The 25306-nt window shown below is 64.0% G+C and carries 25 protein-coding genes and 9 pseudogenes; 17 read left to right on the top strand and 17 right to left on the bottom strand.

The genetic code is table 11. From position 1 onward, the window contains the following. Positions 1-59: 59 nt before the first annotated feature. Positions 60-977: a DUF4397 domain-containing protein gene (locus tag ACFQH2_RS14310; RefSeq protein ID WP_377054707.1), complete on the bottom strand. Its 918-nt coding sequence runs from the start codon at positions 975-977 to the stop codon at positions 60-62. A gap of 186 nt (positions 978-1163) precedes the next feature. Between ACFQH2_RS14310 and ACFQH2_RS14305 the strand changes: the two genes are divergently transcribed. Beyond that, entirely contained in the window at positions 1164-1466 is a 303-nt protein-coding gene (locus ACFQH2_RS14305) for a winged helix-turn-helix domain-containing protein (RefSeq protein ID WP_377054705.1), read from the top strand. Between the two features lie 6 nt (positions 1467-1472). On the opposite strand, the gene ACFQH2_RS14300 is transcribed toward ACFQH2_RS14305, so the two are convergent. Continuing rightward, the gene (locus ACFQH2_RS14300; protein ID WP_377054703.1) at positions 1473-1970 is read right to left on the bottom strand and encodes a DUF5797 family protein; all 498 of its coding nucleotides are present in this window, start codon (positions 1968-1970) and stop codon (positions 1473-1475) included. A 117-nt stretch (positions 1971-2087) separates the two neighbouring features. Between ACFQH2_RS14300 and ACFQH2_RS14295 the strand changes: the two genes are divergently transcribed. Next, complete coding sequence (locus tag ACFQH2_RS14295) at positions 2088-2345, top strand: hypothetical protein (protein ID WP_377054701.1); 258 nt, start codon at positions 2088-2090, stop codon at positions 2343-2345. A 1-nt stretch (position 2346) separates the two neighbouring features. On the opposite strand, the gene ACFQH2_RS14290 is transcribed toward ACFQH2_RS14295, so the two are convergent. From ACFQH2_RS14290 to ACFQH2_RS14270, 5 genes and pseudogenes are all read right to left on the bottom strand, one after another. Further along, on the bottom strand, positions 2347-2895 hold the full coding sequence (locus ACFQH2_RS14290) for an ABC transporter permease (protein WP_377076868.1): 549 nt from the start codon (positions 2893-2895) through the stop codon (positions 2347-2349). Positions 2896-2962: 67 nt separating this feature from the next. Beyond that, positions 2963-3466, bottom strand: a pseudogene (locus ACFQH2_RS14285) (ABC transporter permease); the annotation flags it as partial. Between the two features lie 31 nt (positions 3467-3497). Then, on the bottom strand, positions 3498-4205 hold the full coding sequence (locus ACFQH2_RS14280) for an ABC transporter ATP-binding protein (RefSeq protein WP_377054697.1): 708 nt from the start codon (positions 4203-4205) through the stop codon (positions 3498-3500). Position 4206: 1 nt separating this feature from the next. Beyond that, complete coding sequence (locus tag ACFQH2_RS14275) at positions 4207-4374, bottom strand: hypothetical protein (protein WP_377076867.1); 168 nt, start codon at positions 4372-4374, stop codon at positions 4207-4209. 44 nt (positions 4375-4418) lie between these two features. Next, on the bottom strand, positions 4419-5420 hold the full coding sequence (locus ACFQH2_RS14270; RefSeq protein ID WP_377077003.1) for a hypothetical protein: 1002 nt from the start codon (positions 5418-5420) through the stop codon (positions 4419-4421). Between the two features lie 239 nt (positions 5421-5659). On the opposite strand from ACFQH2_RS14270, the gene ACFQH2_RS14265 reads away from it, so the two are divergent. Next, positions 5660-5971 carry a transcription factor S gene (locus ACFQH2_RS14265; RefSeq protein ID WP_377054693.1) on the top strand — a complete coding sequence of 104 codons (312 nt, stop codon included), beginning with the start codon at positions 5660-5662 and terminating at the stop codon, positions 5969-5971. Positions 5972-6052: 81 nt separating this feature from the next. Then, the gene (locus ACFQH2_RS14260) at positions 6053-6622 is read left to right on the top strand and encodes a hypothetical protein (protein ID WP_377054691.1); all 570 of its coding nucleotides are present in this window, start codon (positions 6053-6055) and stop codon (positions 6620-6622) included. A gap of 10 nt (positions 6623-6632) precedes the next feature. On the opposite strand, the gene ACFQH2_RS14255 is transcribed toward ACFQH2_RS14260, so the two are convergent. From ACFQH2_RS14255 to ACFQH2_RS14235, 5 genes and pseudogenes are all read right to left on the bottom strand, one after another. Further along, positions 6633-7358 (bottom strand): methyltransferase domain-containing protein, encoded by a 726-nt coding sequence (locus tag ACFQH2_RS14255; protein WP_377054689.1) that lies wholly within the window; start codon positions 7356-7358, stop codon positions 6633-6635. A 1-nt stretch (position 7359) separates the two neighbouring features. After that, positions 7360-7737 (bottom strand): annotated as a pseudogene (locus ACFQH2_RS14250) (nascent polypeptide-associated complex protein); the annotation flags it as partial. Between the two features lie 75 nt (positions 7738-7812). Then, the gene (locus tag ACFQH2_RS14245) at positions 7813-8007 is read right to left on the bottom strand and encodes a DUF7333 family protein (protein ID WP_377054685.1); all 195 of its coding nucleotides are present in this window, start codon (positions 8005-8007) and stop codon (positions 7813-7815) included. 50 nt (positions 8008-8057) lie between these two features. Beyond that, positions 8058-8797: pseudogene (locus tag ACFQH2_RS14240) on the bottom strand (hypothetical protein). A gap of 49 nt (positions 8798-8846) precedes the next feature. Next, positions 8847-9671: pseudogene (locus ACFQH2_RS14235) on the bottom strand (aldo/keto reductase); the annotation flags it as partial. A gap of 216 nt (positions 9672-9887) precedes the next feature. Between ACFQH2_RS14235 and ACFQH2_RS14230 the strand changes: the two are divergent. From ACFQH2_RS14230 to ACFQH2_RS14220, 3 genes and pseudogenes are all read left to right on the top strand, one after another. Beyond that, the gene (locus ACFQH2_RS14230; RefSeq protein ID WP_377076866.1) at positions 9888-11477 is read left to right on the top strand and encodes a hypothetical protein; all 1590 of its coding nucleotides are present in this window, start codon (positions 9888-9890) and stop codon (positions 11475-11477) included. 141 nt (positions 11478-11618) lie between these two features. Continuing rightward, positions 11619-12275, top strand: coding sequence for a DUF6517 family protein (locus ACFQH2_RS14225; protein ID WP_377054675.1), 657 nt, complete (start codon positions 11619-11621; stop codon positions 12273-12275). A 31-nt stretch (positions 12276-12306) separates the two neighbouring features. Then, positions 12307-12822 (top strand): annotated as a pseudogene (locus tag ACFQH2_RS14220) (hypothetical protein); the annotation flags it as partial. An 18-nt stretch (positions 12823-12840) separates the two neighbouring features. Here ACFQH2_RS14220 and ACFQH2_RS14215 read toward each other — a convergent pair. Beyond that, positions 12841-13299 carry a HalOD1 output domain-containing protein gene (locus ACFQH2_RS14215; protein WP_377054671.1) on the bottom strand — a complete coding sequence of 153 codons (459 nt, stop codon included), beginning with the start codon at positions 13297-13299 and terminating at the stop codon, positions 12841-12843. Between the two features lie 247 nt (positions 13300-13546). Then, the gene (locus ACFQH2_RS14210; RefSeq protein ID WP_377054669.1) at positions 13547-13750 is read right to left on the bottom strand and encodes a DUF5800 family protein; all 204 of its coding nucleotides are present in this window, start codon (positions 13748-13750) and stop codon (positions 13547-13549) included. Positions 13751-13856: 106 nt separating this feature from the next. On the opposite strand from ACFQH2_RS14210, the pseudogene ACFQH2_RS14205 reads away from it, so the two are divergent. Then, positions 13857-14710, top strand: a pseudogene (locus ACFQH2_RS14205) (polymer-forming cytoskeletal protein). Here the strand turns inward: ACFQH2_RS14205 and ACFQH2_RS14200 are convergent. Beyond that, positions 14711-14884, bottom strand: a complete 174-nt coding sequence (locus ACFQH2_RS14200) for a hypothetical protein (protein WP_377054665.1) — start codon at positions 14882-14884, stop codon at positions 14711-14713. Positions 14885-15016: 132 nt separating this feature from the next. Here ACFQH2_RS14200 and ACFQH2_RS14195 point away from each other — a divergent pair, with 132 nt between their 5' ends. From ACFQH2_RS14195 to ACFQH2_RS14155, 9 genes and pseudogenes are all read left to right on the top strand, one after another. Then, entirely contained in the window at positions 15017-15346 is a 330-nt protein-coding gene (locus ACFQH2_RS14195; RefSeq protein WP_377054663.1) for a 4Fe-4S dicluster domain-containing protein, read from the top strand. Between the two features lie 51 nt (positions 15347-15397). Continuing rightward, positions 15398-16270 carry an electron transfer flavoprotein subunit beta/FixA family protein gene (locus tag ACFQH2_RS14190; protein WP_377054661.1) on the top strand — a complete coding sequence of 291 codons (873 nt, stop codon included), beginning with the start codon at positions 15398-15400 and terminating at the stop codon, positions 16268-16270. Positions 16271-16272: 2 nt separating this feature from the next. Next, positions 16273-17942, top strand: a pseudogene (locus ACFQH2_RS14185) (electron transfer flavoprotein subunit alpha/FixB family protein). Then, complete coding sequence (locus tag ACFQH2_RS14180) at positions 17935-19596, top strand: FAD-dependent monooxygenase (RefSeq protein ID WP_377054657.1); 1662 nt, start codon at positions 17935-17937, stop codon at positions 19594-19596. Before ACFQH2_RS14185 ends, ACFQH2_RS14180 begins: the two are co-directional and overlap by 8 nt. Then, positions 19596-19889: a hypothetical protein gene (locus tag ACFQH2_RS14175; protein WP_377076865.1), complete on the top strand. Its 294-nt coding sequence runs from the start codon at positions 19596-19598 to the stop codon at positions 19887-19889. Before ACFQH2_RS14180 ends, ACFQH2_RS14175 begins: the two co-directional genes overlap by 1 nt. Positions 19890-20063: 174 nt before the next feature. Next, positions 20064-20869 (top strand): annotated as a pseudogene (locus ACFQH2_RS14170) (class I SAM-dependent methyltransferase). A gap of 94 nt (positions 20870-20963) precedes the next feature. Next, complete coding sequence (locus tag ACFQH2_RS14165) at positions 20964-21185, top strand: hypothetical protein (RefSeq protein WP_377076864.1); 222 nt, start codon at positions 20964-20966, stop codon at positions 21183-21185. Further along, positions 21182-21790 carry a MinD/ParA family ATP-binding protein gene (locus tag ACFQH2_RS14160; RefSeq protein WP_377076863.1) on the top strand — a complete coding sequence of 203 codons (609 nt, stop codon included), beginning with the start codon at positions 21182-21184 and terminating at the stop codon, positions 21788-21790. Before ACFQH2_RS14165 ends, ACFQH2_RS14160 begins: the two co-directional genes overlap by 4 nt. 271 nt (positions 21791-22061) lie before the next feature. Beyond that, positions 22062-22946: a hypothetical protein gene (locus ACFQH2_RS14155; protein ID WP_377076862.1), complete on the top strand. Its 885-nt coding sequence runs from the start codon at positions 22062-22064 to the stop codon at positions 22944-22946. A gap of 1 nt (position 22947) precedes the next feature. Here ACFQH2_RS14155 and ACFQH2_RS14150 read toward each other — a convergent pair. Then, positions 22948-23605: pseudogene (locus ACFQH2_RS14150) on the bottom strand (hypothetical protein). 70 nt (positions 23606-23675) lie between these two features. Next, positions 23676-25265, bottom strand: a complete 1590-nt coding sequence (locus ACFQH2_RS14145; protein WP_377054647.1) for an ABC transporter substrate-binding protein — start codon at positions 25263-25265, stop codon at positions 23676-23678. Positions 25266-25306 lie beyond the last annotated feature (41 nt).

The following is a 25306-nucleotide window of genomic DNA, read 5'->3' as shown; positions in this document are numbered from 1 at the left end:
GCGACTCGTATCTCGTTGCCGGTTACTGACGACGAGCGTCGCTAAGGATGCAGTTTACTTCAGCTATCGTCAGTCTCGTTCCCGCCACCGTTTTCTTCACCGTTCTCCATCCCGCTATCCATGCCTTCGTTGTCGACAGTGAGGAGGAGGTCAAAGGCCTCGTCGGCAGGAGCCTCTCCTGGTGCGAGATAGCCGACGGCAAAGGCCGAGTAGACCATCCCAGCCTCGACTGTGGCCGGGAACTCGGCGACTGCTTCCTCCGCGCCGGTCTCCCGGATTCCGAGGGTGTACTCGCCGCCCGGCACTTCGACCGCGCCGGCCTCGCCGAACGCGACGTCTTCGAGCAGGACGTCTCCGCCTGCCGCGATATCGACGTTCGGGGCGTCAGGCGACGCGTGGACGGCACGGATCCGTGCGTTCTCGCCCGGATCGGAGAGGTCGTCCTCGTAAACCTGTACTGCAAAGGCCTGGGACGCGTTCTCTGCGAGTTCGCCGATTGCGGCCGCGGTGAACGCGCCTGCGGTAAGTTCGACGGATTCGTCGAAGACGACTGTCTCCTGGTCGCCGGCCGCAGTGATCTGGATCGCGTAGGAGGCTGGCGATAGTTCCAGATAATCACTGACCCCGCCGAACGGAACGTCTTCGAGCGTCAGTTCGTCGTCGACGTAGACGTCGACGTTCGGAGCGTCGGGCGAGAGGTGCGCCACCCTGAGCATCGCCGTCTCTTCTTCTCCGCCGTTCTCCTCTTCGCCGTTCTCCTCTTCGCCGTTCTCCTCGCCGTTTTCTTCCCCGTTCTCCCCGTCGGTTTCGTTGCCGTTCTCCCCACCGTTGGTTTCGTTGCCGTTCTCTCCACCGTTCTCCTCGCCGTTCTCTCCGCCGTTCCCATCGCCACCGTCGGTACACCCTGCGAGGGTACCGAACAGTACCGCTCCACCGGTCGCTTTTAGAATCGTACGTCTTCCTCTATCTGGTTTCATAACGACGTATACACGTGGGAAATGCGTACGTTTCAAGCATTTCCGAACTCTGCCCCGTTTCTCTCCTAATTCTCTCCGGTATGATTGGCTTGTCCTCACAAACCCTGGCCTACGGAGCAGGCGGCTCTGCCCCGGATCGAGTATTCAGTTTGTACTTATGTCGGATCACCCACTAACTCGCGGCAGATGAACTCCGAGCTCTGGTACGTCTTCGGCAGGAGTCGTGGTGGCCCAAACCGAATCCGACTCGTTCAGGCACTCGACGACCGGCCGAGAAACGCGAACCAGCTCGCGGAGGCGCTTGATCTCGATTACACGACCGTGAGACATCATCTCGACGTCCTCCTGCAACACGATGTCGTCTCCAAGACCGACGACGAGTACGGCGCGGTCTACGAGCCGAGCGACCCCGCCAGAGAACACTGGGAGACCATCGAGCAGATCCGCAAGGAGAGCAACGAGGTTGGTCCGCCGGAGAAAACGTTATAATCGGGCTCAATCGGATTGTTCGACATCTAGTTCCTCACGGTCGAGCGCCAGCCGGAACGTCGGGACACTCCGGTAGATGACGTCGACGACCCCCTTACGCCGCAGACTCTGCAGAGCCGAGCGGACCGCTTCGGTGTCCGGATCGACATCGTGGGCGTCCCGGACCGCATGGAGCACGGACACGACGCTCTGTGACCGCTCGTCGGGGCCTGCCAGCACGTCGAGGATCTGCGCCTGCAGTTCAGGGACCCGAACGAGGCTCGGTACGTCGTCCTCGTCCGACTCGATCCCCGGTTCGACGTCGACGAGGTCGTTTGCCTCGCTCGTCGCGCGGATCAGGCTGTTGTCGTCGCGGTAGTAGTAATCTGATAGCTCCGATTCGAGATAGCTGTGCACCTCGCTGCCGCTTTCCATCCCCCAGCGCTCCTGTAACTCACCGTTCTTCGTCGGCTGTAGCTCTACAATATCAGCCAGACGGTCGCGAGCTTCCTCCGAAAGCGTCATCGAGTCGTGCTATCGATGCCGTGGTACTTGCCAGTTCTGAATCTCACCCCTGGCTCCGACGGAACTGTCATGCATCCCAGCATATAGACGTATGTCACTCGGTCACGTCCACCATCTATGGGACGCGAGGTCCGACTCAGTCATCTTGACGAACTGCTCGACGAACTCGACTATCCGGTGACGCCGGCGGAGGCGGCGGCCGAACTCGACGACGTCACGCTCCAGCTTGCAGACGGCGAGGAGAACCTCGGTGACCTCGTTGCCGGGATGCCGGGAGAGAGCTATGAGTCGCCGGATGCACTGACGACCGGGCTTCACAACACGCTGCCACGGGGCGCAGTCGGCGAGCCGTTTCAGTCGGAGGGCGACGGCTAGCTTAATCCCGGAGGGCGTCGACCGGGCGCTCGCTCGCCGCCTTCCAGGCAGGATAGAGGCCGCTGAGTAGACTCACCGCAATACCGAACGTGAACGCCAGCGCGAGATAGAACAGGTTGGTCGGGTCCAGCAGGATATCCAGCCCAACGGTCGTTCCCAGATACAGTCCAGCGGCCAGCAGTATCGAGACGACGACGCCGCCGACCGCGCCGACCAGCCCCAAAAGCCCGGCCTCGATCAGCATCATCCGGAGCACCTCCCCTTTCTTGACGCCCACTGCCCGCATGACACCGATCTCCTCGCGGCGCTCGACGGTGCTCATCAGCATGACGTTCAGGATGCTCACGCCGGCGATCACCAGCGATATCGAACCGATCCCGAGCAGGAAGCTCTGTAGCAGCGAGAAGAACTCGTCGATCTCGTCGGTGATTTCCGATAGCTCGAAGACGTCGATCCGCTCTTCGCGGGCGTTGAGTTCGCCTCTGACGGCTTCGGCCGCGCCCGACGTTGCGCCAGCCTCCTCCGCGGAGGACGACCTGTTCGTAGCCACTGCCGCCGACGGCGCTCTCGGGCAGCAAGACGGCGTCATCCGCCGAGAGCGGGCCGAACGATTCGACCGGTTCGAGCACGGCGATCACCCGGTAGGTCGTCTCCTCGATAGTGACGACGTTGCCCTCGCCTGCCTCCAGTTGCTCGGCGACGCTGCTCCCGAGGATCGCTCCCTGCGTGTGTCTGTCCGGCAACCGTCCCTCCGCGGCCTCGTAGATAGCGGCGGGATCCTCGATCCCGAACAGTTGCGACGCGGTCGATGCCGTGCCGCGGGTAACTAACCCTCGCTGCGTCTTGATCGGTGCAACCGTCACGTCGTCGGTGACGCGCTCGATCGACTGGACCTGCCGCTGACTGATCTCCTCGTACCCCTCGTCGGCGTTCGGCGTCACGACGACTTCGTTGCCGATGTCGCCGAGCGCGTCGGCCGCACCCAGTGAGAGGACGTTCCCGAAGATTCCCAGGGCGGCGATAGCGACGACGGCGATGAGGATGCCGAGGCCGGCCAGGATCGATCGGAACCGGTTCCGCGAGAGGTTCCGGCGTGCGACGAAGATTGCGGGGAACTTCACCACACGGACTCACCTCCGGTGTGAGCCTCGATCATCGTACTCGTCCGTCGAACAACTCGACGGTTCGGTCGGTGTAGTCTGTGACGAGTTCGTCGTGTGTCACCGCGATCACGCTGACGCCGTCGTTCGTGATCGCCGAGAGTTCGTCGAGCACCTGCCGACTGGTGTCCACGTCGAGGTTGCCCGTTGGCTCGTCGGCCAGCAGGATCCGTGGCTCGTTGATCAGGGCGCGGGCGATTGCGACCCGCTGTTGCTGGCCGCCGCTTAGCTCCGTCGGCGTATGATCGAGTCGGTCAGCCAGTCCGACGCGTTCGAGGAGGTCGATCGCTCGCTCGCGGCGGGGCGGCCCGTCGCCGAAGATGGTCGGAAGCGTGACGTTCTCGACCGCCGACAGCGTCGGCAGGAGATAGAAATCCTGAAACACGAAGCCGAGCAGTTCCTTTCGCATCGTCGTCCGCCGGTCGTCCGCGAGGTCCCCGGTCAGTTGCCCGTCGATTTTGACTGTGCCGGTCGTGGGTTCGTCAAGCAAGCCGAGCACGTTGAGCATGGTCGACTTCCCGCTACCGCTGGGGCCCATGATGGTGACGAACTCGCCGCGTTCGACTTGCAGGTCTACGTCGTCGAGAGCGATGACCGTCTCTGCGCCGCTCTCGTAGCGTTTCGTCACCGCGTCGAGCGCCAGCGCCGGCACGCTTTCGGGATCCGTAGTCGCGGACTGTGGGGCCTCAGTTGCGTCCATTCTACTGCCTCCAGACGAGTGCGCCGCCGCCGAACACCAGGAGGGCAGCACTACCTGCGAGAGCGAACGGCCAGAGAGTCCGTCCGTCCTCGCCGGACGCCTGCTCGCGCGGCACGTAATCTAGCTCGACAGTTCGCTCCTGTTCGACGCCGTCATCCAGATACGTCACCGTGATGGGGACGCTATCGGTCGCGTTCGCGTCGACGCTTGCGGTCAGATCGAATCCGACGAAATCGCTCTCGGGGACGGCACCGACGAAGTAGCTACGCTGGGGGTAGATCGGGTCGACCCCTCGCTCTCTTCGACCGCGACGACAGCGCCGCTGGCTCCTGCCGTCCCGACGTTCGCGACGTTGCCAGATATTTTGACGACGTCACCGTCGGTGACTAGATCGAGATCAGTGAACTGGAGCGCCGCGGACGGAACCTGCTCTGGCGCGTACTCGTAGGCCGTTGCACTCGTGAGACGCTCCGTTCCCAGCGTGTACCGCGCGGTCACGTCCACGGTGCTTGCCTTCTCGATCCGAGCGAGGTCGACGTAGACTATCTCCTGCTGGCCCGGTTCGAGATCCGCGACCGGGAGTCGCGGCAGGTCGCTCTCGTTCGCCGCCGGTTCGACGACGACCGAGCGGGCAGTCGCGGTCCCGAAGTTCGTCACTTCGATCCGTAACAGCCGGTCACCGACCCTGTCGGCCGAATCCTCTTCCTCCTCTCCGTCGTCCGGTTGCTGAATGTTCGCCCCGCCGAGCGCGCCGCCGAGGTCGCCGACGTTCAGGTCGACCCCTGCTGCGGGCTCTTCCTCGTCGTCCTCGATGCTGCTCGCGTCGACTGCCTGCGCGTCGACCTGCACGTCGTCCTTGATGCCATCGGCGTCGACGCCGCCGACCACGACGGTCACCGGGTAGGTGATCGTTACCGTTTCGGTGATCTGCTCACCGTCGTCGTCGGTGTCGGCATAGGAGCCGTTCACCGTGGCCGTCAGTTCGTGGACGCCGGCCTCATCGAACGCGGTCGATAGCGGCACTGTGACGCTATCGCCGGGCGAGAGGGCGCTCACGTTTTCAGCGGTCGCGTACACCCGTTCCTCGTCGCTGAGAGTGACGCTGTCGATGGTTACGGGCTCCCCGCTTCCGGCGGAGTTAGAGACGCTCAGGTCGACGGTCGTCGTCTCGCCGGGATCGGGGGTCTCCGGCGTCACCGTGGCGTCGTCGACGATCAGGCGCGCGTCGGGGACGGCCGTGGCCAGACCTAACCCCCAACGAGGAGAACGAGAACGATAAAGACGGATGCTACTGTCCGAAGTCTATCCATAATTACGCTCAGGAGTGAATAAGTAAAGGGGTGTCGGAGGGTTGTCGTTTGCTATCAGAACACAAGAGCGACGACAGGTCTCCGTCGCTGGAACCGGCCAAACGCCGGGCTTATCACTCGTCACTGGTGTAGTCCTGTGTACCAATGGAGTTCTGCGACGAGTGCGGTTCGATGATGAAAGCCGACGAGGAGTTGTGGATCTGTGATAGTTGCGGGAACAAACAGCCGAAGAACCCCGATGCGAACTACGTCGTCACCACCGATCAGGAGGTCAGCGAAGTGATCGAAACGGGCGAGGGCGAGAGCGGTCTGCCGACGACGGACGCCCGGTGTCCGAACTGTGAGAACGACCGTGCGCACTGGTATATGCAGCAGATCCGGGCGGCCGACGAGTCCGAGACGCGCTTTTTCGTCTGTACCGAGTGCGAGCACAAGTGGCGCGAAGACGACCACTAACGCATCGACTTCTCGACGCCTCCTGCGACGGCGATCATAGCCGCGCCAATCCTCAAGTAGGTAGGGAGAAAACTACACTCGATGGCAGATCCGCCGCCGCCCACGGTCCCGGCCGACCGACTCGAAGACGACGGGTGGGAACAGATCGAAGACACCGTCGAGACCCGGTTCCGCATGCCGACGCTGACCGTCACCGGGCGAACGCTCGTCTACGAGGATGCAGATCTGCGCGAACGACTGCGCGACGCGTTCGGCGACGCGACAGTCCGCTTTTTCTTCGCGACACGACTCTCGTTCTCACCGTCGCTCGGACCGGGGTTGGGACAGATGGTCCGGCCGACGGTGATCGCAGAAGCGAAACGGGCGTTCGCCGCCGACCTGGCCGAGCGCGGCATCGAGGATGTCGACCGGACGACCCGCCAGCGCATGCGCGTCGAGAGCGGCGACCGTGCCACGCTACTGGGCTATCGGGGTCGGTATGACGGCAAGAGCGACTCGGTCGGCGTCGAGGGCTGGCTTGCCATCTGGCTCGGTGACGGCTTTCGGATCGCCGGCGGTGCACACCCACGGACTGCCGATCTGGACGGGGTCGAGGCTACGCCAGCGAAGTGGCGCGACGAACTGCTGGATCTGATCCGCTCCGTAGAATGAGTGCGGTCGCTCAGACGTTGCGCGCGAACGTCAGATAGCCGGTGTGACCGACACCGGCGGTCGAGGGCCGGGAGCCGCGGTCGTCGAAATCCATCTCGCGCTGGATGGTCTCCTGCGTGACGACGTCGGAGAGGCCGACCTCTCGTGCAGTGCGACAGGCCTCGCGAGTGTTCTCGACGAACGGCGAGTAGACAGCGAGGTACCCTCCCTGTGCGAGTAGCTCCGGGGCTTGCTCGACGACCGTTGGGGCGTCCTCCGTGTCGAGCGTGATGATGTCGAATCGCTCCTCGCAATCCGTCATGAACTCGGTCACGTCGCCCGCCCGCACTTCGACGGTATCGCTCACATCGGCCAGTTCCATGTTTTCGCGGGCCACTTCGGCGAATCCGGGATCCTGCTCGAACGTCAGGACGTCCGCACCCGCTCGGCCGAGATACGAGGCGAGTACGCCGGTTCCGGTCCCGGCGTCCAGCACGCGGTCGCCCCTACCAGCGCCGACGTGGCCCATGATCAGCCCGATATCCCGGGGCATCATCGGCGCGCCGGTGCGCTCCATGTGGTTGAACAGGTCAGGGCCGCGCAGACGCCGGACCTGAAACTCCTCGTCGAGATGCGTCTCGATCGTATCGCCTGGCTCGACGTCTTCCGGCACCGCCAGTACGCCCAGATCGGTGCCTTGCTCCTCGCCGGGTTCGACGAGGAACTGTCTGCTCCCGCGAACGACGAGAACGGTCACTCAGCTGGTCGACTGCGGCAGCGAGGTCACCGTCGTTGTCCTCGAGCGCTTCGCGAGCGTCGTCCTCGCTCGCACCCGTGCGCATCGCGACGATTTCGACGTCCTCCTCGGGGACGCCGCTTGCGTCACCGCTCTCGACGGCTGGCGCGTCGCCGCCGGCAGTGCCGGGTTCCTGTTCGTCGGGCGAACCGACGATCTGGTAGGTTTCCTGGCCGCGCGCGTCGATCTTGTTCACCTCGGCGTCGGTGAAGACGAGATCGGCGTCGGGGGTCTGAATGATCACTTTTTCGGCGTCCAGGTCTTCCATGTTGACGCCCATCTGTTCCATCATCTGCTTCATCTTGCGGGGGTCCATGCCACCGCCACCTCCTCCGAACATACTCCGAGGGTGGCTCTACGCGGGGAAATAATTGACGGGATCAGGTCCGCTGATAGACACTCTCGGTCGCGAGAATCAGGCCGTAGTCGCCCGGTACTCGCCGTACTTGACGCCGAGGGAGAGCGTGATCGCACCGAAGGCGAGCATCGAGGGCAGTACCATCATCAGGATCGTGTCCGTTTCCATCATCGGTGCACCGATCAGCGCGCCGACGCCGATCGCGTTGATCAGGAGGAACGCTGCGACGGTCTTGGTCAGATCGAACTCCATACTGGGGCGTCAGTACTGCTGCCTCCTAAGCATACCGAGACAGGGAGGATTCAGGACGGCCGGACGAGTTCGGCAAGCGTCACCATCGAGCCGATTACCCAGCCGAGCGGGACGGCGATACCGAACCACATCCCGAGATAGGCCGCCCCGGCGAGCGTATACTGCTCGGAGAGCCACTGGTCGATCCCGCCGACGCTAAGGACGGTGTCGAGCAGCCAGATCGCGAGCGAGTCACTGCCCGACAGGATGACATCACCGATCGTCGGCGAGAACAGCGCGGCGACGACCGGCGGGAGAAAGAGCGCGGTCATCGCGGCGGGGTACGCGAAGACGACCGAGACGGGGCGGCCGCCAGACTGCGAGGTGACGACGGCGAGTCCTGCGGCGACTGTCGCGACGATTCCGGCCGCCAGTACCGCCAGAAAGCCGTCGGTGCTGAACGCCTGGTGGGCGAGGACTGTCAGCACGCCCCAGACCAGCGCCGCGATGACGACGACGCCGACGACGCCGAGCCCTGCGGCGACCCGATCGATCCGGGTCGAGTAGAATCGGAGCATGAAGCCGAACAGCGCCAGCGGGTACAGCACCGCGACGATCGGCACACCGATGGCGGACCAGAGCCGGTAGCCGATCCAGCCACTCGTCGTGTTCGGCGTCCACTTCCCGAGCACGGAGTGGCCGGTCCCCGCTGGCGCGGGAACAAGAGTTCCATCCAGCTTTCGTGTAACCGCTGGAGGTCGATCCTGATCGCACCGACTAGCCCGCCACCTCCTGACAACCGCGTACTCATACGGAATACAGAACGAGCGATCCGGTTTCAAGCTTCCGGCTATCGAACAGTTCCACGGCGCGAAATCGGGATCGACCTTCCGGTCGACCGCCTCGATGGCGTCGATGCGGGCTATCTCCTCGTCGCTCAGGTCGAGCGCAAGCGCGCCCCAGTTGTCCTCAATGTGCGCGCTGCTCGTCGCCTTCGGGATCGGCGTGACACCCTTTTCGAGTAGCCACGCGAGGCTGACCTGCGCTGCGCTGGCGTCGTTTGCCTCGGCGATCTCGGTCAGCGTCTCAGACTCGAAGACGGCCCCGCGAGCGAGCGGCGAGTAGGCGACGACCTCCATGTCGAGTTCCTTTGCTTTCGCCCGGACCTCCTCCTGCGGGAGGAACGGATGGCACTCGACCTGGTTGGCGAAGATCGGCACGTCACAGACCTCTGCGGCCGTCTCCATGTCTTCTGGCTCGAAGTTGCTGATTCCGACGCGTTCGATCAGGCCGCGCTCGTGGAGTTCCTCGAGAGCGAGGAACGTCTCCTCGGGATCGTACGTATCGACCGGCCAGTGGATGTACAGCATATCGAGATAGTCGACGCCGAGTACGTCGAGGCGCTCCTCGGTCGACGCGAGGGCGTCCTCGTACGAGAGGTCGTCGTACCAGAGTTTCGTCGCGAGGAACACGTCCTCTCGGGGAACATCGGCCTGAGCAAGCCCCTCGCCGACGGCCTCCTCGTTGCCGTACAGGTGCGCGGTATCGATATGTCGATAGCCCGTCTCCAGCGCCGTTCGGACGCTCTCGGCGCACTGCTCCGGGTCCTCGTTCTGCCACGTTCCGAGACCGAGCATCGGCATACCGTTCGTGCGCGGACACTCGTCGCTAGTCAGTTGCAACATGGCCGTATATGGGGGCTCTCTCCGGAAAGGGGTTGGGAAATCACCGTGAGGGCATCCCGCCTCCCTCGGTCGGTTATCTCACTATATGGCGGGCCTTCGAGAGCGGATAGATGAGCGCTGGCGGCGCGACAGACTGTGGCTTCGAGTGGACTGTCCGACGTCCGGCCGTCGCGCCGATGCCGAAGGGCTATGACGTGGGCGTCCAATACGACCACAATGACTGATCACACCGATCTGATCCTGCGGTCGCTCTTGCCGGCGACCGCAGAGACGTTCGACGAGCGCGTCGAACGACAGGCGTCGACGGTTGCCGACATGCTGGAGGGCGGCGACCTGAACAATCCGGGTTTCGCGCTCGGTATCGAGATAGAGGCGTACGCGATGGACGATGGCGGGCTTGTTCGGCTTCCCGACGACGTGTTCGACGCGCCCTGCGACCGCGAACTCGGCCTCCACAACGCCGAACTACATACCGATCCGACGCCTTTTGACGAAGACGGGATCGCGGCACAGGCGGACCAACTCCGCTCCAGTCTCGAAGCCGCACGCGCTGTGGCTCGCGAATCGGGGGCCGAAATCGTGCTCGACGCGATGTGGGCCGTCCCGCCCGCCGAAGGGACCCGCTCGTACCTCGGCGACGTGGCCTCCGAGGACGGCGTGACGATAGCCCGAAACATGACTGAATCGACTCGCTACTACGCGCTTGACAACGAGATACTCCAGCAGACCGACGGGAGCGTGCCGATTTCCGTGCCGGGCGCGGACGTGGAGTTCCCGTCGATCCTCTGTGAGTCGCTGACGAGTTCTATCCAGCCCCATCTCCAGCTACCGGACGCCGACGACCTGCCGGCCTACTACAATGCCGCGATCCGGACCCTCGGGCCCGTGCTGGCGCTGGTGACGAACTCGCCGCTGCTGCCCGTCGATCTGTACGACGTCGACGACCCCGAACGCCTGCTCGACGAGACCCACCACGAACTCCGGATCCCGGCCTTCGAGCAATCGATCAACGCCGCCTGGAACAAGGTTCGGGTCCCCGGCGATATCGGAACAACTGCCGACACGCTGGAGTACCTCCTCGACGATCCGACCTGTGCTCCGTTCCTCCGCGAGTGGGTCGCGGACGACGACCGGACGACCATCGACGGTCGGCTCTGGGAGTTCGACCACAAGCGCGGAACCTACTGGCGCTGGGTCCGCTCGGTCGTCGGCGGCCAGCCAGTCGGCGGCGGCGACCGTCGGTCGATCCGGATCGAGTATCGTCCTCTCCCCACCCAGCCAACCGTCGCGGGCAACGTCGGCCTGCAAGTGCTCGTCGCGGGCCTGCTCCGCGGTATCGTCGCGACCGACCACCCGCTCGCGACGCTTGATCACGAGGCCGCCGAAGAGAGCTTCTACGCGGCGGTCGCCGACGGAATCGATGCCGACCTCGCGTGGGTCACTGCCGATGGGGAGCGCACCCAACAAAAAGACGACATCTACGACGAACTGTTCTCGCTCGCTCGGGCAGGGCTAGCGGCTCAGGACGTCCCGAAAGATGTCGTCGAACGCTACATCGATCCCCAGAAGCGCGCTGGGAGCAACGGACGACACCGAGCACGTGGAAACTCGACCGTGTTCGGGCAGAACTTGCGGGCGGGGACTCCTTCGAGGAAGCCGTCAGCGCGATGCAGCGAGCCTATCAGGAGTACAGCCGATCGGAGACGCCCGTCGTCGACTGGGACTAAAGGTCCTCGTTGCTCCGCATCTCGTTCCGGCGATATCGGTCGGTACGCCCGTAGCCGACCACGTCGCCCGCGTCGTTGAGTTCGATCTGACCACCGATACGGTGACAGTCGAAACGCTTGACAGCGAGCAGACACGTCTCGACTGACATCGCGGATCAGTGCGCTTTACATCAGTTTTGTTGCCAGAAAGGATTTATATACTGACCGGCTTATTACCACTATGAAATTGGGACGACGCGCCGTACTGACGGGAGCCGCGGTCGGGCTGGCTTCGATGGCGGGCTGTATGGACCTGATCTCCGGCGATACCGTCGAATTCACCGCATCGGAAGCCTCCGTCAGCGATAACGGACTTGAGGAGACGGAGTACAGCCACGCAAATACGGAGGAGTTGACGATAGACGAGACCGTCGAAGCGGCAGGAGTCGAGCGCCGGGTAATCGTCGGCAACTGGATCAACACGTACCAGAATGATCTGACCGTTCAGGGTGACTCCCAACAGGCGGCGACGTTCGCGGTCGTGTCGACGCCGAACGCCGAGATAGCGGGCCAATCGCTCAACCCGATCGGCCAGCTATCACACGACGAACTCCTCTCGGAGTTCCAGGGCCAACTCGGTGACGAGTACGATGGGCTGGACGACGTCGAACAGGTCGACAGCAGGGAAGAGGTCGTGCTCGGCGAGGAAGTGAGCATCAGCACCTTCGAGACCACGGCCGAGTTCGAGGGCGAGCAGGTCGACATCTACATCCACGTCACCACCGTCGCGAGCGGCGACGACCTGATCATCGCGGTCGGCGCACACCCCGCCGCGCTGGGTCAGGAACGGTCGAACATCTACACGCTGATGCAGGAGATCGAACACGTCGGGGAGTAACGTTCAACAGTGTTCGCCTCCGACCGGTGATATGGAGAAGACGCCCGCCGGGACGTCAGTCGGCGTCGACGACCCGTACGAACACGTCGAGATCTGTGACTTCGTCACCGACGACGGCCGCTGTCGGTACGCCTTCGAGTATGCCGAACAGGACCCCGAGTTCGCACGGGAACGACGGGCGGACGATTTCGCCTGCCCGGTTGCCGACGGCGACGACTGGGACTGGGCCGATTGTCCACAGTTCCGATCCAGAAACCACGACCGCGAGTGTCTTCGCTGTGGCCTCGAAGAGCGGCGGGTCGCCCACGACGACGAACGCCCGCTACTGGAAGAACATCACCTCTCGTATGCAGGCGATGGGGAGGAGCTACGCCACGAAATAACGGTGTATCTGTGTCGGTGGTGCCATGCGAAGGTCCACGACTCGTGGGCACGGGTCACCGACGACGTCTCGCCGGATCCGGAGGCGCTCGTCGAAGCCGAAGGACGTCGGAGTAAAGAGCGCGACGAACTGGCCTTCGAGTCGGCCGCCGACCGCTACGACGACCTCAGGCGTCGGAGACACTCATTCGTCGAGCGCCTCGGGCGGGCGAACGCTGATGTGGCCGTGTTTGTGGACGTGGATGTGGTGGCCCTCGAACGTAAACGTCACTTCGCCGACTGCGAGCGTCCCGTCCGACCGCGGACTAAACAGCGTGTCCAGTAGCTCCGGATCGAGCGAATCGTAGAGCGGCGAGAGCTTCATCGGGTCCGTCCCCTCCAGATCGGCGACCACCATGACGATGATCATGCTCATCGGCATGGCGTCGCGCCAGTCGTACTCGATGTGATACGTGCCCGTCTCGGCGTCGAAGCGCGTTCCCGACGCCTCGTCGCCGGCGAGCGAGACGAGTGCGTCCGATTCGATCCAGGCGTCCTCCTCGTCCGGATCGAACAGCGTTCCGGTCTCCGTTCCGTCCTCTCTCACCGCGACGTATTCGACGTCATCGTCGTCTCCCGTCCGGCCACCAAATGAATCGTTCATATATGTCTGTACAGTCTCTCCAACATCATCCAACCTCCCGAGATAAAGAGGCAGTGGTTTCGACTGATCTTTATTCACACTCGTTCCGACAGGACTCGTCGCAGAACGGTTACACCCGAAACTCTCCGTCGTTACCGTCGTCGGCGACAAAGGCGTCCAGTTGCTCCGCGTCGACGCTGCCGTCCTCGCGGACGACGATCCGATAGCCCCGGACGGCGATAATGAGTCATTCCTGTCCGGCCCGGTCTCAGCGGTGGTCGACGACGTCGCCGATCCGCCGTGGCTCGCCCTGCAGGTCCGGGTTCGAGGCGACCATCTGAAGCACCTCGTGATCGGTTACGTCGAAGTAGCTCTTTTCGGTCGCTTTCTCGATCAGTTCCCGCTCCAGTCTGAACTCGGTGCCCTCGTAGACGACGTCGACACCCTGTTCGTCGAACGCGAGTGTAGTCATGAGAACAAATCGGGGCCTCGAAGGTAAAAGTGTGCAGAATGGCGTCTGTCTGACGCCCGTCGGACGCCCGCCGTGGGTTTAATATTCGTGGGGGAAACCAGGTGGTGTGTCGCTGCGATCGAATCCGCTGGACGAACTATCCATCCCCGACGGTACCACCGTCGAAGAGCATGATCTGGTAACAGGCGGGGACGTCGTCGTCGGGGGGCGGAGTACGGTCGAGTTCGGTGTCCGCGGCCGGAACGTCCTCGCGGGAGAGGGGTTCGTTTCGGCGGGGATATCGAGGCGGAAGCGGACTGCCGACTCGATATGTGGTGTGACGTCGCCGGCAACGTCCTCGTCGGCCGCGACGCCTATCTCGGCGAGCGGGTCCACGTCGGCGGTCAGTTGATGGTCAGTGGTGACCTCGATATCGGCGACGACGTCGACATCGAGGAAGGGTTCGAGGCGAACGGATGGATCGTCATCCGCAATCCGATGCCGACCATCGTGTTCCTGTTTATCTACCTCTCGCAACTGCTCCGACTCGGCGAGGAGGAAGCCGCCGAGGAGCTATTCGGCGAGTTTGCCGAGAGCGAAGACCCCGATCAAGACCCACTGCTCGTGCCCCGGAACGCGACTGTCAGCGACGACGCCTGGCGCGTCTCGACGCCGGCACGGATCGGCGACGACTGTCGGCTCCACGGAAACGTTCGCGCGGAGTCGATCACCGTCGGCGAGGAGAACAACGTCTTCGGCAGTTTGCGCGCGCGCGAAGATATCCTCATCGGGTCGGGCACGCGGATCCACGGCGATGTGACCACCCGAAACGGCACTGTCGCCATCGCTGACGACGCCCGAGTGCTCGGCGACGTCTCCTGTGGCGACCTCGAACTCGAATCGGGCGCCACTGTCGACGGATCGATGCGGGCAAGCGGGCAAGTAGAGTTGAAACAGGACGTCTCGCGCGACCAGGAGTGACTACTGCCAGTCCTCCGCGGCGTCCTCTATTGGCTCTGCGACGACACCGTCCTGTCGGGCGAGGACTCGCGCATGAGCCGTACAGACGGCCCTGTTCTCGGCCCACGGGATGTGGAGCAACACGGCAGCGGGCCGGTCACAGCCCGCTTCGCTACAGACCTCACGGTCGTTCATCGGCTACACCGACGGGTGCATCACGCACAAACGTTCGGGTCGGCCGTGTACCACTGGACTAATACCCGCCCGGAATATGTTGGTCTTTAATCTAAGATTTAAGTAACCACCACAACTCCATACTAGATAGCAATGGCCATAGATTCAAACTTCGAGCAGAACCGGGACGTGGTCGACCAGCACAATGACCACGACGTCTGGGGACCAGTAGAGGAACCCGACCAGTTAGGAATCCACGGTACACACGTCGCCGTCGACTTCGACATCTGTCTCGCCGACGGTGCGTGTCTGGAGGACTGTCCGGTAGACGTCTTCGAGTGGGTCGACACGCCGGGCCATCCGGAGAGCGAGATCAAGGCAGATCCAGCACAGGAAGAACAGTGCATCGACTGTATGCTCTGTGTCGACGTCTGTCCTGTCGACGCAATTGACGTCGACGCCGGGCGTGCCGGCCGGTCGTAGAACCGATTCGCGGGGGACTCAGAGACGCATCTGACACGGTAATAGATACCAATGTACACACTAACGCTAACCAAGGGAGTACCGGATTTTAGTGAGGGAGCGGTTTCGTTCGACGAGGACGGCCATCTCGAACGTGGAGATACGCCGACAGTGATGAACCCGAACGACGAGTTCGCACTGAAAGCCGCCCTCCAGACGAAGGTCAGAAACGGCGGAACCTCTGCGCTGATGAGCATGGGGCCGCCAGGCTACAAGGACATCCTCCGGGAGGGGATGGAGTCGGTGTACGCCGACGAACTGTTCTTGCTCTCGGACCGAGAGATGGCGGCGGCCGACACATGGGCGACTGCGATTACGGTCGCGACCGGGATACAGAACCTCGACGAGCAGCCGGATCTGGTCTTTGCGGGGTTCAAGACCGCCGACGGAGAGACGGGCCACACCGGCCCCCAGACCTGCTGGGCGCTGGACTGGCCGCTGGTTACGCACGTCATCTCGCTCGAGGTCTACCCCGACGAGGGACGGGTCCGGGCGAAACGCCTCGTCGAAGGCGACATCGAAGAGATCGAGACTGTCGAAGCGCCGATGCCCGCAGTCATCGTCACTGACCCCGAGTTCGAGCCAGTGTATCGCCGGGCCGAACATCGGCTGAAACACCGGGATCTCCGCGAGGAGACACAGGAACGTGCCGAGACCTTCGAGGATCACCTGACGGTCTGGGATCACGAGGAACTGAACCTCGATCCGGACTATATCGGGCTGGATGGCTCGCCGACGATCGTTCAGGGGGTCGATCCGATCCCGAAAGCGCCCTCCGAACGGGAGGCCAAAGAGATCGATCCGGCCGAGGAGGAGTCGATGGACGAACTGCTCGAGGAACTGCGTCCCCATGCGGCCGCTACCGCAGAGGCGGGAGGTGACTGATCATGGTAGAGATAGATCCAACCGAACACGACATCTCCGAACTCGGACCGAAAGTCAACGACATCGAGGACGTCGACGAACTGGAGGCGATGCTCGAACTCGAAGGGGAGGGCGAGGATCGCGTCCCGGTCAAGACGCTCATCGAGAGCCGAATCGAGACGCTAACCGAGGACACCGGGGACGGCGACGAAGACGTAGACGTCACCGAGCTAAGTACGGCCGATGCGGCGAACCTGATCCGCGATATCGACGATCCCGAACGGCTCGAAGAGCTTCGCGACGCGGAGGAAGCCGCCGAGGAGCGCGATACGGTGCTCCGTCTGATCGAACAGCAACTCGACTCCGTGCTGGGCAGCGAGCAAGCAGAGATCGAGATCGAGCCACCGGAAGAGGCCCATCCCCATCTCGATCATCCGACGGCGGACAAGGAGTACGTCCACTCGGTCGAGGACGGCGAGTATCGAGACATGTGGGTCTACTGCGAGACGCAGGGCGGCGAACTCGTCGACGTCTCGAAGGAGTTGCTGGGCAAGGCCCGCGAACTGATGGACGGCTACAACGAAACGTACGACGAGGACGAAAACGTCGTTGCGGTCGTGATCGGCTCCGATATCGAGGGGATCGCGGAGGAGGCAATCGCCTACGGCGCGGATGTCGCCATCTACTACGACGACTCCGAACTAGAACGGTTCCGTCACCAACCCTATACCAAGATCTACTGCGATATGGCCCGGCGTGCGGGTCACCCCTACGTCCGCGAGGACCGCCACGAGGAGGAGTGGCGCGACTACGACGAACCCCGGTACGTCGTCTTCCCGGCGACGAACAACGGACGGGACCTCTCGGCGCTGGTACAGGCCGAACTCGACTCGGGGCTGGCCAGTGACTGTTCGGACCTGTATATCGACGACGTCGTCATCAGCAACCCCGCCAAGACCGGCGGCGAGGGGGGCAAGAAACGGTTCGAGCGCGTCCTGCACATGCCCCGCCCGGACTTCTCCGGGTTCGAGTACTCGACGATCCTCTGTCTGGACTCGCCACGCCGCGAGTTCCACCCACAGGGCGCGTCGGTGATCCCGGGCAAGTTCGAGATACCCGATCCCGATTACGAGCGGGAGGGCGAACTGATCGATCACGACCTCGAACTCGACGACGACTGGCTACCCGTCGAGGTCGAGGAGTACGATCAGCTGAGAGTGGTGTCGACCTCACCGATCACGAAGTCGTCGTCTGCGTCGGTCGTGGGATCGGCCGGGATCCGACGCGCGGCATCGAACTCGGACTGGAGTTGACCGACGCCTTCGAGGACGCCGCCTTCGGACTGACGCGGGGGATCATCACCTCCTCGTTCCAGTTCGAGGGTCACGTCGAGAGCTACACCGGCGAGGACCGCCAGATCGGTGAGAGCGGTCAGGAGGTCGAACCGGATCTGTACATCGCCGCGGGCGTCTCGGGGGCGATTCAGCACAAGGTCGGCTGTGACGAATCGGATACGATCGTCGCGATCAACACCGATCCCGACGCGGATATCCGTGACTGGTCGGACTACTTCATCCACGGCGATCTCTTCGAGGTGCTTCCGAACCTGATCAACGCACTGGAGACCGGCGACGCCGCCGAGGCAATCGTCGATGCAGGCGTGCCGGCCACTGGGGGTGAGACCGATGACTGAAGACTACGAACACTACGAGGCCATCGTCGTCGGCGCGGGACCGGGCGGTGCCGCGGCGGCGGCCGCCCTCGCCGAGCAGGGTGTCGAGACGCTCGTACTGGAACGCGGCGTCGATGCTGGCTCGAAGAACGTCTCCGGCGGGCTGATCTACGCCGAAGAGTCCGCGCCGTACACTATCGACAGCCTGTTCCCCGACTTTCGCGAGCAGGCGTCCGAACGTCCCGTCGACGAGAACTACATCCACAACATCGCCGGGAACAAGGTCAAGACGTTCGATCTGGGGGGCGTTCACGAGCACGACACGGCGTGGTGTGATTCGGTGCTGCGACGGGAGATGGACTCGTGGCTCGCAGAGCGGGTGCACGAGAAGACTAGAGAGACCGGCGGTGGAGTGCTCACGGAGGTGCGAGTCAACGGACTGCTCCGCGAGAACGGACAGATCGTCGGTGTGACCTGTGACGAACTCGATCCGATCACGGCCGACGTCATAATCGCGGCCGACGGCGTCAATTCCGAACTCGCTCGCGACGCGGGACTGATGGACTGGGACGAACCAGATGAGTGGTTCCAGGGCGTCAAAGCCGTCGTCGACATGGAGCCAGAGGTGATCAACGAGCGCTTCGATATCGACGAGGACGAAGGCGCAGCACACCTCTTCTCGGGCGACCTGTTCGAGGGCGTCCGGGGCGGCGGGTTCCTCTACACGAACGAGGACTCGCTATCTATCGGGACGGTGTTCCACCTCGACTCGCTCGCCGCCGAGGAGGCCGAACCGCACGAACTGCTGAATAGTCTGCTCACCCATCCCGTACTGGACCAGTATCTCCAGGGCGAGTACGAGGAACGGGAGTACTCGGCCAAACTCGTCCCCGACTCGAAGAAGGTTGCCCATCCGTCGCCTCACCGGGGTCGACTGTTGCTGGTCGGCGACGCCGCCGGGCAGATGCAGGCCCAGGGGCCGATCATCAAGGGGATGAACCACGCCGTCTCGGCGGGTGGACTGGCCGCCGAAGCCTTTGCCGAGGCGCGAACCCGCGGCGACGCCTCGCAGGCGGGCGCACTCTACGAACAAAAACTCAACAGCGAGGGCGTGATGGACAAACTTCGCCCGACTCGCTATCGACTGACCAGTGCGGTCTCCGAGAGCGATTTCGTCACCTCGGTCGGCAACAAACTGTTGAACTCGCCGATCGGCCGGGCCGGGATCCGCGCGTTCGACGACACGGCCGAACGGCTGTTCAACTCCCCGTTCGTGCTCGGGATGATCCCCGACACCCGAACCACATACGTCACGGTGCCGACGATCATCGGCGAGGAACTCGGGACGCCGGTCGAGGCCGAAGACGAGATCGAACCGCCCGAACTCGGTGATCGGATCGGCGATCTGACCTACAACGTCGGTGACCCACATATCGAACTCATCGATAGCACCTTCGAGGCCAGCGGCACCGCCGTCACGGCCTGTCCGGTGAGCGCGAAGGACTACGGTGGCGGCTGTTACCGCGAGGAGGAGATCAAAACGAACGGCGACACCGAGAAAGTCGTCAGCCTCGACACCCAGCCCTGCGTCGAGTGTGGGACCTGCGCCATCGTCGCCGATACGGAGTGGGAACACCCGAGCGGCGGCAAGGGCGTCGAGTACAGGGAGGGCTGATGGCGTCCGAACATCGCGAGCGTATCGAGCGGTTGGCCGGGCGTGCGCGCCGTGAGCGCGAGACGTTCGCCCCGCCGACAACGGTACCAGCGCCGGAGCAGGGCCAGGAGTACCTGCGGGACGGCGTCGGCGAACTCGTCTCGCTGTACATCGACGGACGGAGTGGTGGGAAATTCGCCGCGTTCTCCGAGCGGGAGTGGGAACTGCTCCACCGAGCGCTCGACGATTGGCTACAGCTATACGCCCGGTGTTACGGGCGAGAGCTGAACGCGGCTTTCAGATTCGCACGCTGACAGAGCTAGTCATCGATACCCACAACCTCCACGACGCCGTCGTGATGGCGACCAAGGTGCCGGATCCGAAACGGGAACGGGCAACCGAATCGGTCTGACGGGGACCGGGAGGTTCGCTGTGCGCCCGCGGTCCGGATCGGCCCGCTTTTTACCCTGCCCGGCCCAGTACTCCCCGTGCGCGAGTTCTCCGAGTCGTATCTGCGGGATACCCGTGCGGGGATGTGGGACGACTCACGGCAGGCGCTGGCGGACCTCGACCTGCAGGACTGCGACCGGATCCTCGACGTCGGCTGTGGCACTGGCGAACTGTCGCGTGTCCTCGCCGAAGAGAGCGGTGCGGAGATAGTCGGTCTCGACGCCGACGTCTCCCTTCTTGCATCCGCACGCGAGCACGCCACGCCGGTTACCGGCGACGCGACGCGACTCCCTTTGTCGACGACGCCGTCGACCTCGTCGTCTGTCAGGCGCTCCTGATCAATCTCCCCGAGCCAGCCGTCGCAGTCAGGGAGTTCGCCCGTGTCGCCAGCGAGCGCGTCGCGGCGGTCGAACCGGACAACGGTGCGGTGACGGTCGAATCGAGCGTCGAGTCCGAGGCCCGACTCGCTTGCCGCGCTCGCGAGGCGTATCTCGACGGCGTCGGGACCGACGTCACGCTCGGCGGGAGCGGGACCAGTTCGCTGTTCGAGCAGGAGGGCCTCGCCCGGGTCACGACGACGCGCTACGACCACGAACGGACCGTCGCCGCCCCCTATTCCCAGCGCGACCTCGACGCCGCGAAGCGCAAAGCGACCGGGGACGGGTTGGCGGCCGACCGCGCCGAGATGCTGGCCGGGGGACTGACCGCCGAGAGCTACGAACGACTCCGAAACTCCTGGCGCGCGATGGGCCGTGACGTCATCGAGCAGATGCAGGCGGGCGAGTACTCTCGTCGCGAGGTCGTCCCGTTTTTCGTGACGAGCGGGCGCGTCAGCGAGGAGTAACTACCCGAAATGTTATATTAGATGCCGCGGCGACCCTCTCTCGTGCTCCTCAGCAGGGCAACATTGACGGTGGATGGTGGCGATAGCCATTTCAATGACAGGAACAGTGTTCGCGCTCCTGGGGGGACGCGACCGGATCGGAACGACAACGGCGGCCGCGTCGGTTGCAGGCTCGATGGCCGAAACCGCGACGCGCGTTGCGGTCGTCGACGCCACCTTCGCCGGTAGCGGCGTTCAGGACGTGCTCGACCTGCCGGAGGGGGAGCGGGCCTCAGAGACGTACTGCGCGGCGATGCCAGCGTCGACGAGGCGATGATCGACGGGCCACACGGCGTCGAGTATCTACTGGCCGAGGAACTCCCGACGACGACGGACGTCCGAACCCACCGACTCGTTCGGGCGGCGAACACCCTTCGCGAGCGCTACGACTTCGTACTGCTCGACCTCGGGCACGGCGGCGGCGTCGAGGTTGCGATGGGGCTCGAACTGGCCGACGAGGCCATCCTCGTCTCGGGATCGGCCGAGGAGGACCTCGCTGAGACGGCGAAGACAGCGACAGTCGTCCGATATCACGGCTGTCGGATCCGCGGGACAATCCTCTCGCGCGTGCCGTCGGTACAGGCGGTCGACATGGTCGGCGTGACCGAACGACTCCAGACCGAAACGCTCGCGGTCGTCCCAGAGGACGACGCGGTCCGGGAGGCCGCGGCCGATGGCCAGTCCGTGCTCCGGTACGACCCCGACAGCGACGCCGCCATGGTCTACTGGCAACTCGCCGGGAGCCTCTCCGGATCTGGCGGGCTGACCGGGCCTGTACTGCCCGCCAGCGCGACGTCCGAAGCGGCTGTCGAAGAGGAGTCAGAGGCGTCGGACAGCAGGGGGAAGCAGAGTCGGCGGCAAACGAGGAGACAGAGCCAGTGATAGATGAGGAGGGAGAGCCAGCAACAGGTGAGGCTGACGACCCACTCCAGGACGACGGTAGTGCGAAAGCCGCCCACGCCGGGGACGACGCAGTGAGCGCCCAGCCAGCACCCGAATCGGCCACCACGGAGTCCGAACCGACCGATGCAGTCGCTCGGGGGCCTGCCGAGGAGTCTCCGGAAGAGGCGTCAGCCGAGCAAGCGGACGGGCATTCGACCGCCACCAGCGACAGGGACGGGACGCAGAGTGCGGAGGCGGTAGCCGCTCCCCCGTGTCGGAGGAGAGCGCTGACGATAGCGACGCGACCAGAGACCAGTCGGTCCGGGAGGAGGACCCCGAGCAGGACGAGAGAGACGACCAGCCGTCACAGTCGGCCGATCAGGACAACGTCTCGGCTGAGGAGCAGGAAGCGGACCTCGACGGGACCGACTCGGAGACGTCGACGGCCGATCCTGCATCCGGCGAGTTCGAGATGGGCGTGGACGACTCGGAATCGGAAACTGGCGGGTTCGAGATGGGTGTAGAGGATTCCGCATCGGAAACTGGCGGGTTCGAGATGGGCGTGGACGACTCGGAATCGGAAACCGGCGGGTTCGAGATGGGCGTGGACGACACTGCTAGCGAGACGGGACCGATGAGCACTGAGAAGCAGGACGGGGACGCCGATGCGGAGGGCGACGAGTTCGAGCTACCAGGGTTCGAGTCTGCGACTGGGGCGGAAGACACGGGAAGCCGGACCGTCGACGAGAGTGCTGGTTTCGAGACTGCGGGGGACGCCGAAGCAACCGATCAATCGGACGAGACGGATGAGGATGCGGAGGCCATCGGAGACGACGCCGAGGCTGAAGAAGACAGCGCAGGGGTGGGTGACGAAGAGGACACGGAAGTTGGAGAATCTGCAGATGGCGACGGGGTCGATCCGGAGGAAGCCGTTACAGATGTCGAAGAGGCTGTTCCTGAGAAAGGCCAAGAAGCGGGGCAAGCGGAGGAGCCGACGCCGGACCCGGACGGCGAGGACGACCCAATGTTCGAGGGAGTCTCGCCCGACCCCGACGACATCCTCGACGACGAAGATTCTGAAGACGACGACGAGATCAACGCCCTGTTCAAAGAGACGATGGACAAGGTTACTGAAGAGAAAGACGACGACGAGTAGCCTAGACGACGTCGCCGCGTACCGTCGTGCCTTCCTGCTCGGTGCGCCACGCCTGGATGGCGTCGGCCGCTTCCTCGGCATCGGCCTCGTCCAGTCCGATCATCGTCAGCGCCTCGGGGAGCGTCGGGAAGGGTAACTCGCCGTTTCTGAGTTTCTCAGGGCGTCCTCGCTTCGTCTGCCCTCGCCGGTGCCGTCACCGACCCAGAGGCAAGCACCGCGCGGATCGAGCAGTTGTTCCCACGCCCCCGGGCTTTCGCGCCCTGCATGCGCTGGGTGACGTTGTCCTCGAAACTCGCGTTACAGACCTCGAGGTGGATCGGTTCGTCGTCGTCGAGTAGGTGGGCCGCCAGACACTGCTCGGGCGCGGCGTGGCCGTTCGCGTTCGCTCGCAGGTGCTCCCGATGCTCGTCGGCCCAGTCGGCCCGAACGGTTCGGCCGACACCCTCGACGCCGTGGCTGTCGACGAACTCGGCCTCGCGGTCGGGGGTGCCGTCCAGCAGGATATCCTTGGTGACGTAGACGTCGAGCCGATCGATCGGATCGAGTCCCAGCGCGACGTCGCCGTACACCCAGACCTCGCGGACGGGGACGGGCATGCGCTCGTTCTCGACGGTGTCGACGATCTCCTCGGCCCGGTCGAGTGCCGTACTGCGATCCATCGAGTAAGGCTACTGGCTGCGGGCGCAAAACGGATTCGGTGAGCGCTCGGTCCCGCTGTGCTGGCTCGATTCAGTCGAGATACAGATCGGGGATCTGCTTTGCGTACTCGGTGATCGTCGGTGCGGCCTCTTCGAGCGCGGCCGTCGGCTCTTTGACGCCCCGGACGACGTTGTTCATCGCCACGGCGGCCTCGGTCATGATCGGCATGTTCTGTGGCGTGTCGACCGGTATCGCTGGCGGATCGGTCGGGACCTTGCTCATTCCCTCGATATGGGCGTCGAGGAAACTCTGGGTGATGCCGGGGTGGGTCTCGTCGAGACCGACCGTGTCGTTAAGGTAGTTGAGTCGGGCGGTCCCCGCACGCGGGCCGTGGCCCTGCCACTGCCTGGCAGAGAGCATGTAATTACCCAGTCGGGAGTTGGCCCACTGGATGAACAGCCAGGCTGCCTCCGGGTTCTCCGAATACTGGCTGATCCCGGTCGCCCAGACCCACGTGGCGACTTCCGGATCGCCGCCGTCCGGAGCCGGAAGCGGCGGGATCCAGTGGGTCCGTTCGATCTGCTCTTCGGTGATTGCACCGGACGTCGATGGCGTAGTGTAGACCATCGCGGTCTCGCCCGCCGAGAGCGCGTTGTTCGCCCGGTACCAGTTCTTCTGCCCCGGGTTTTCGGGGCCGTAGTCGCGCATCAGGCGGCCGAACAGTTCGAGCGACTCGACGCCGCCGCTGTCCGGATCCGCGAGCGTCGCTTCCTTTTGTTCCCGGTCGATCCAGTTGCCGCCATGCGTTTTGAACATCGTCGCCCAGTTTGCGCTCGACAGCGTCGTCGTGCTGGTACGGGACGTGATGCCGGCCCGCGGTTCGTCGTCGTACTGACTCGTCTGCTCCGATTCGTGGATCCGCTTGGCCGCGCGTTCGAGGTCCGAAAACGTGGCTATCTCGTCGGCCGGGTCGTCGGCCACATCGTCGACGGCCTCGAACGTCGGGACGTCACAGCCGACCGCGCCGTAGGCCTCGATCCCGTTCGGGAAGCCGGTGAGTTCCGGCCGGCCGTCCGCGTCGGGGAACGACATGAGTTCGATGGTATCGTCCAGGAAGTCGTCCATGGCGAGCCAGTCGCGGTCGGTCAGGTCGTCGTTCTCGATGAACTCGGTGAGGTCGCGCACCCAGCCGTTCGCGTGGAACTCAGCGGCCTGCCAGAGCCCGGTCATCATGCCGTCGTACTCCCGCCTGTTCTGCAGGTCGTCTCTTGCTTCGAGCCAGTAGCGATCCTCGGGGAAAATCTCGTACTCGACGTCGATTCCGGTCAGTTCCTCGAACGCGGGGATCACCGGCTGGGTCACCGTCGAGTAGGGGTGGAGCCCCATCCCGAAGGTGAGCGTGATGTCGTCGTCCGCGAACTGTTGCCAGTCGATATCGGCTCCTGCGTTATCGTAGGGTACGTTCCCCGGGTCGTAGAGCACCTCGCCGTCGGCGTCCGGATCGTATCGGTCGCCGCCATCGGCGTGATCGTTGAGTATTTTCCCCCAGACCTCGGCACCCTCGTCGGCGGGCGGGTAGCCGCTTCCAGTATCCTCGTCGCCGTTGCCGCCGGCCCTGTTTGTGACGGTATCCAGACAGCCGGCGAGGCCGGTGACGCTGGATGCGCCGAGCAGTTTCATCGCGTTTCGTCGTGAGATCGATTGTTCGGGTCTCATTGATA

This window comes from Natronoarchaeum sp. GCM10025703 (assembly GCF_042661985.1).
Taxonomy (GTDB): Archaea; Halobacteriota; Halobacteria; order Halobacteriales; family Natronoarchaeaceae; genus Natranaeroarchaeum.
Note: the sequence above shows the minus strand (reverse complement) of the source record. Positions and strands in the feature narration are given on the sequence as shown.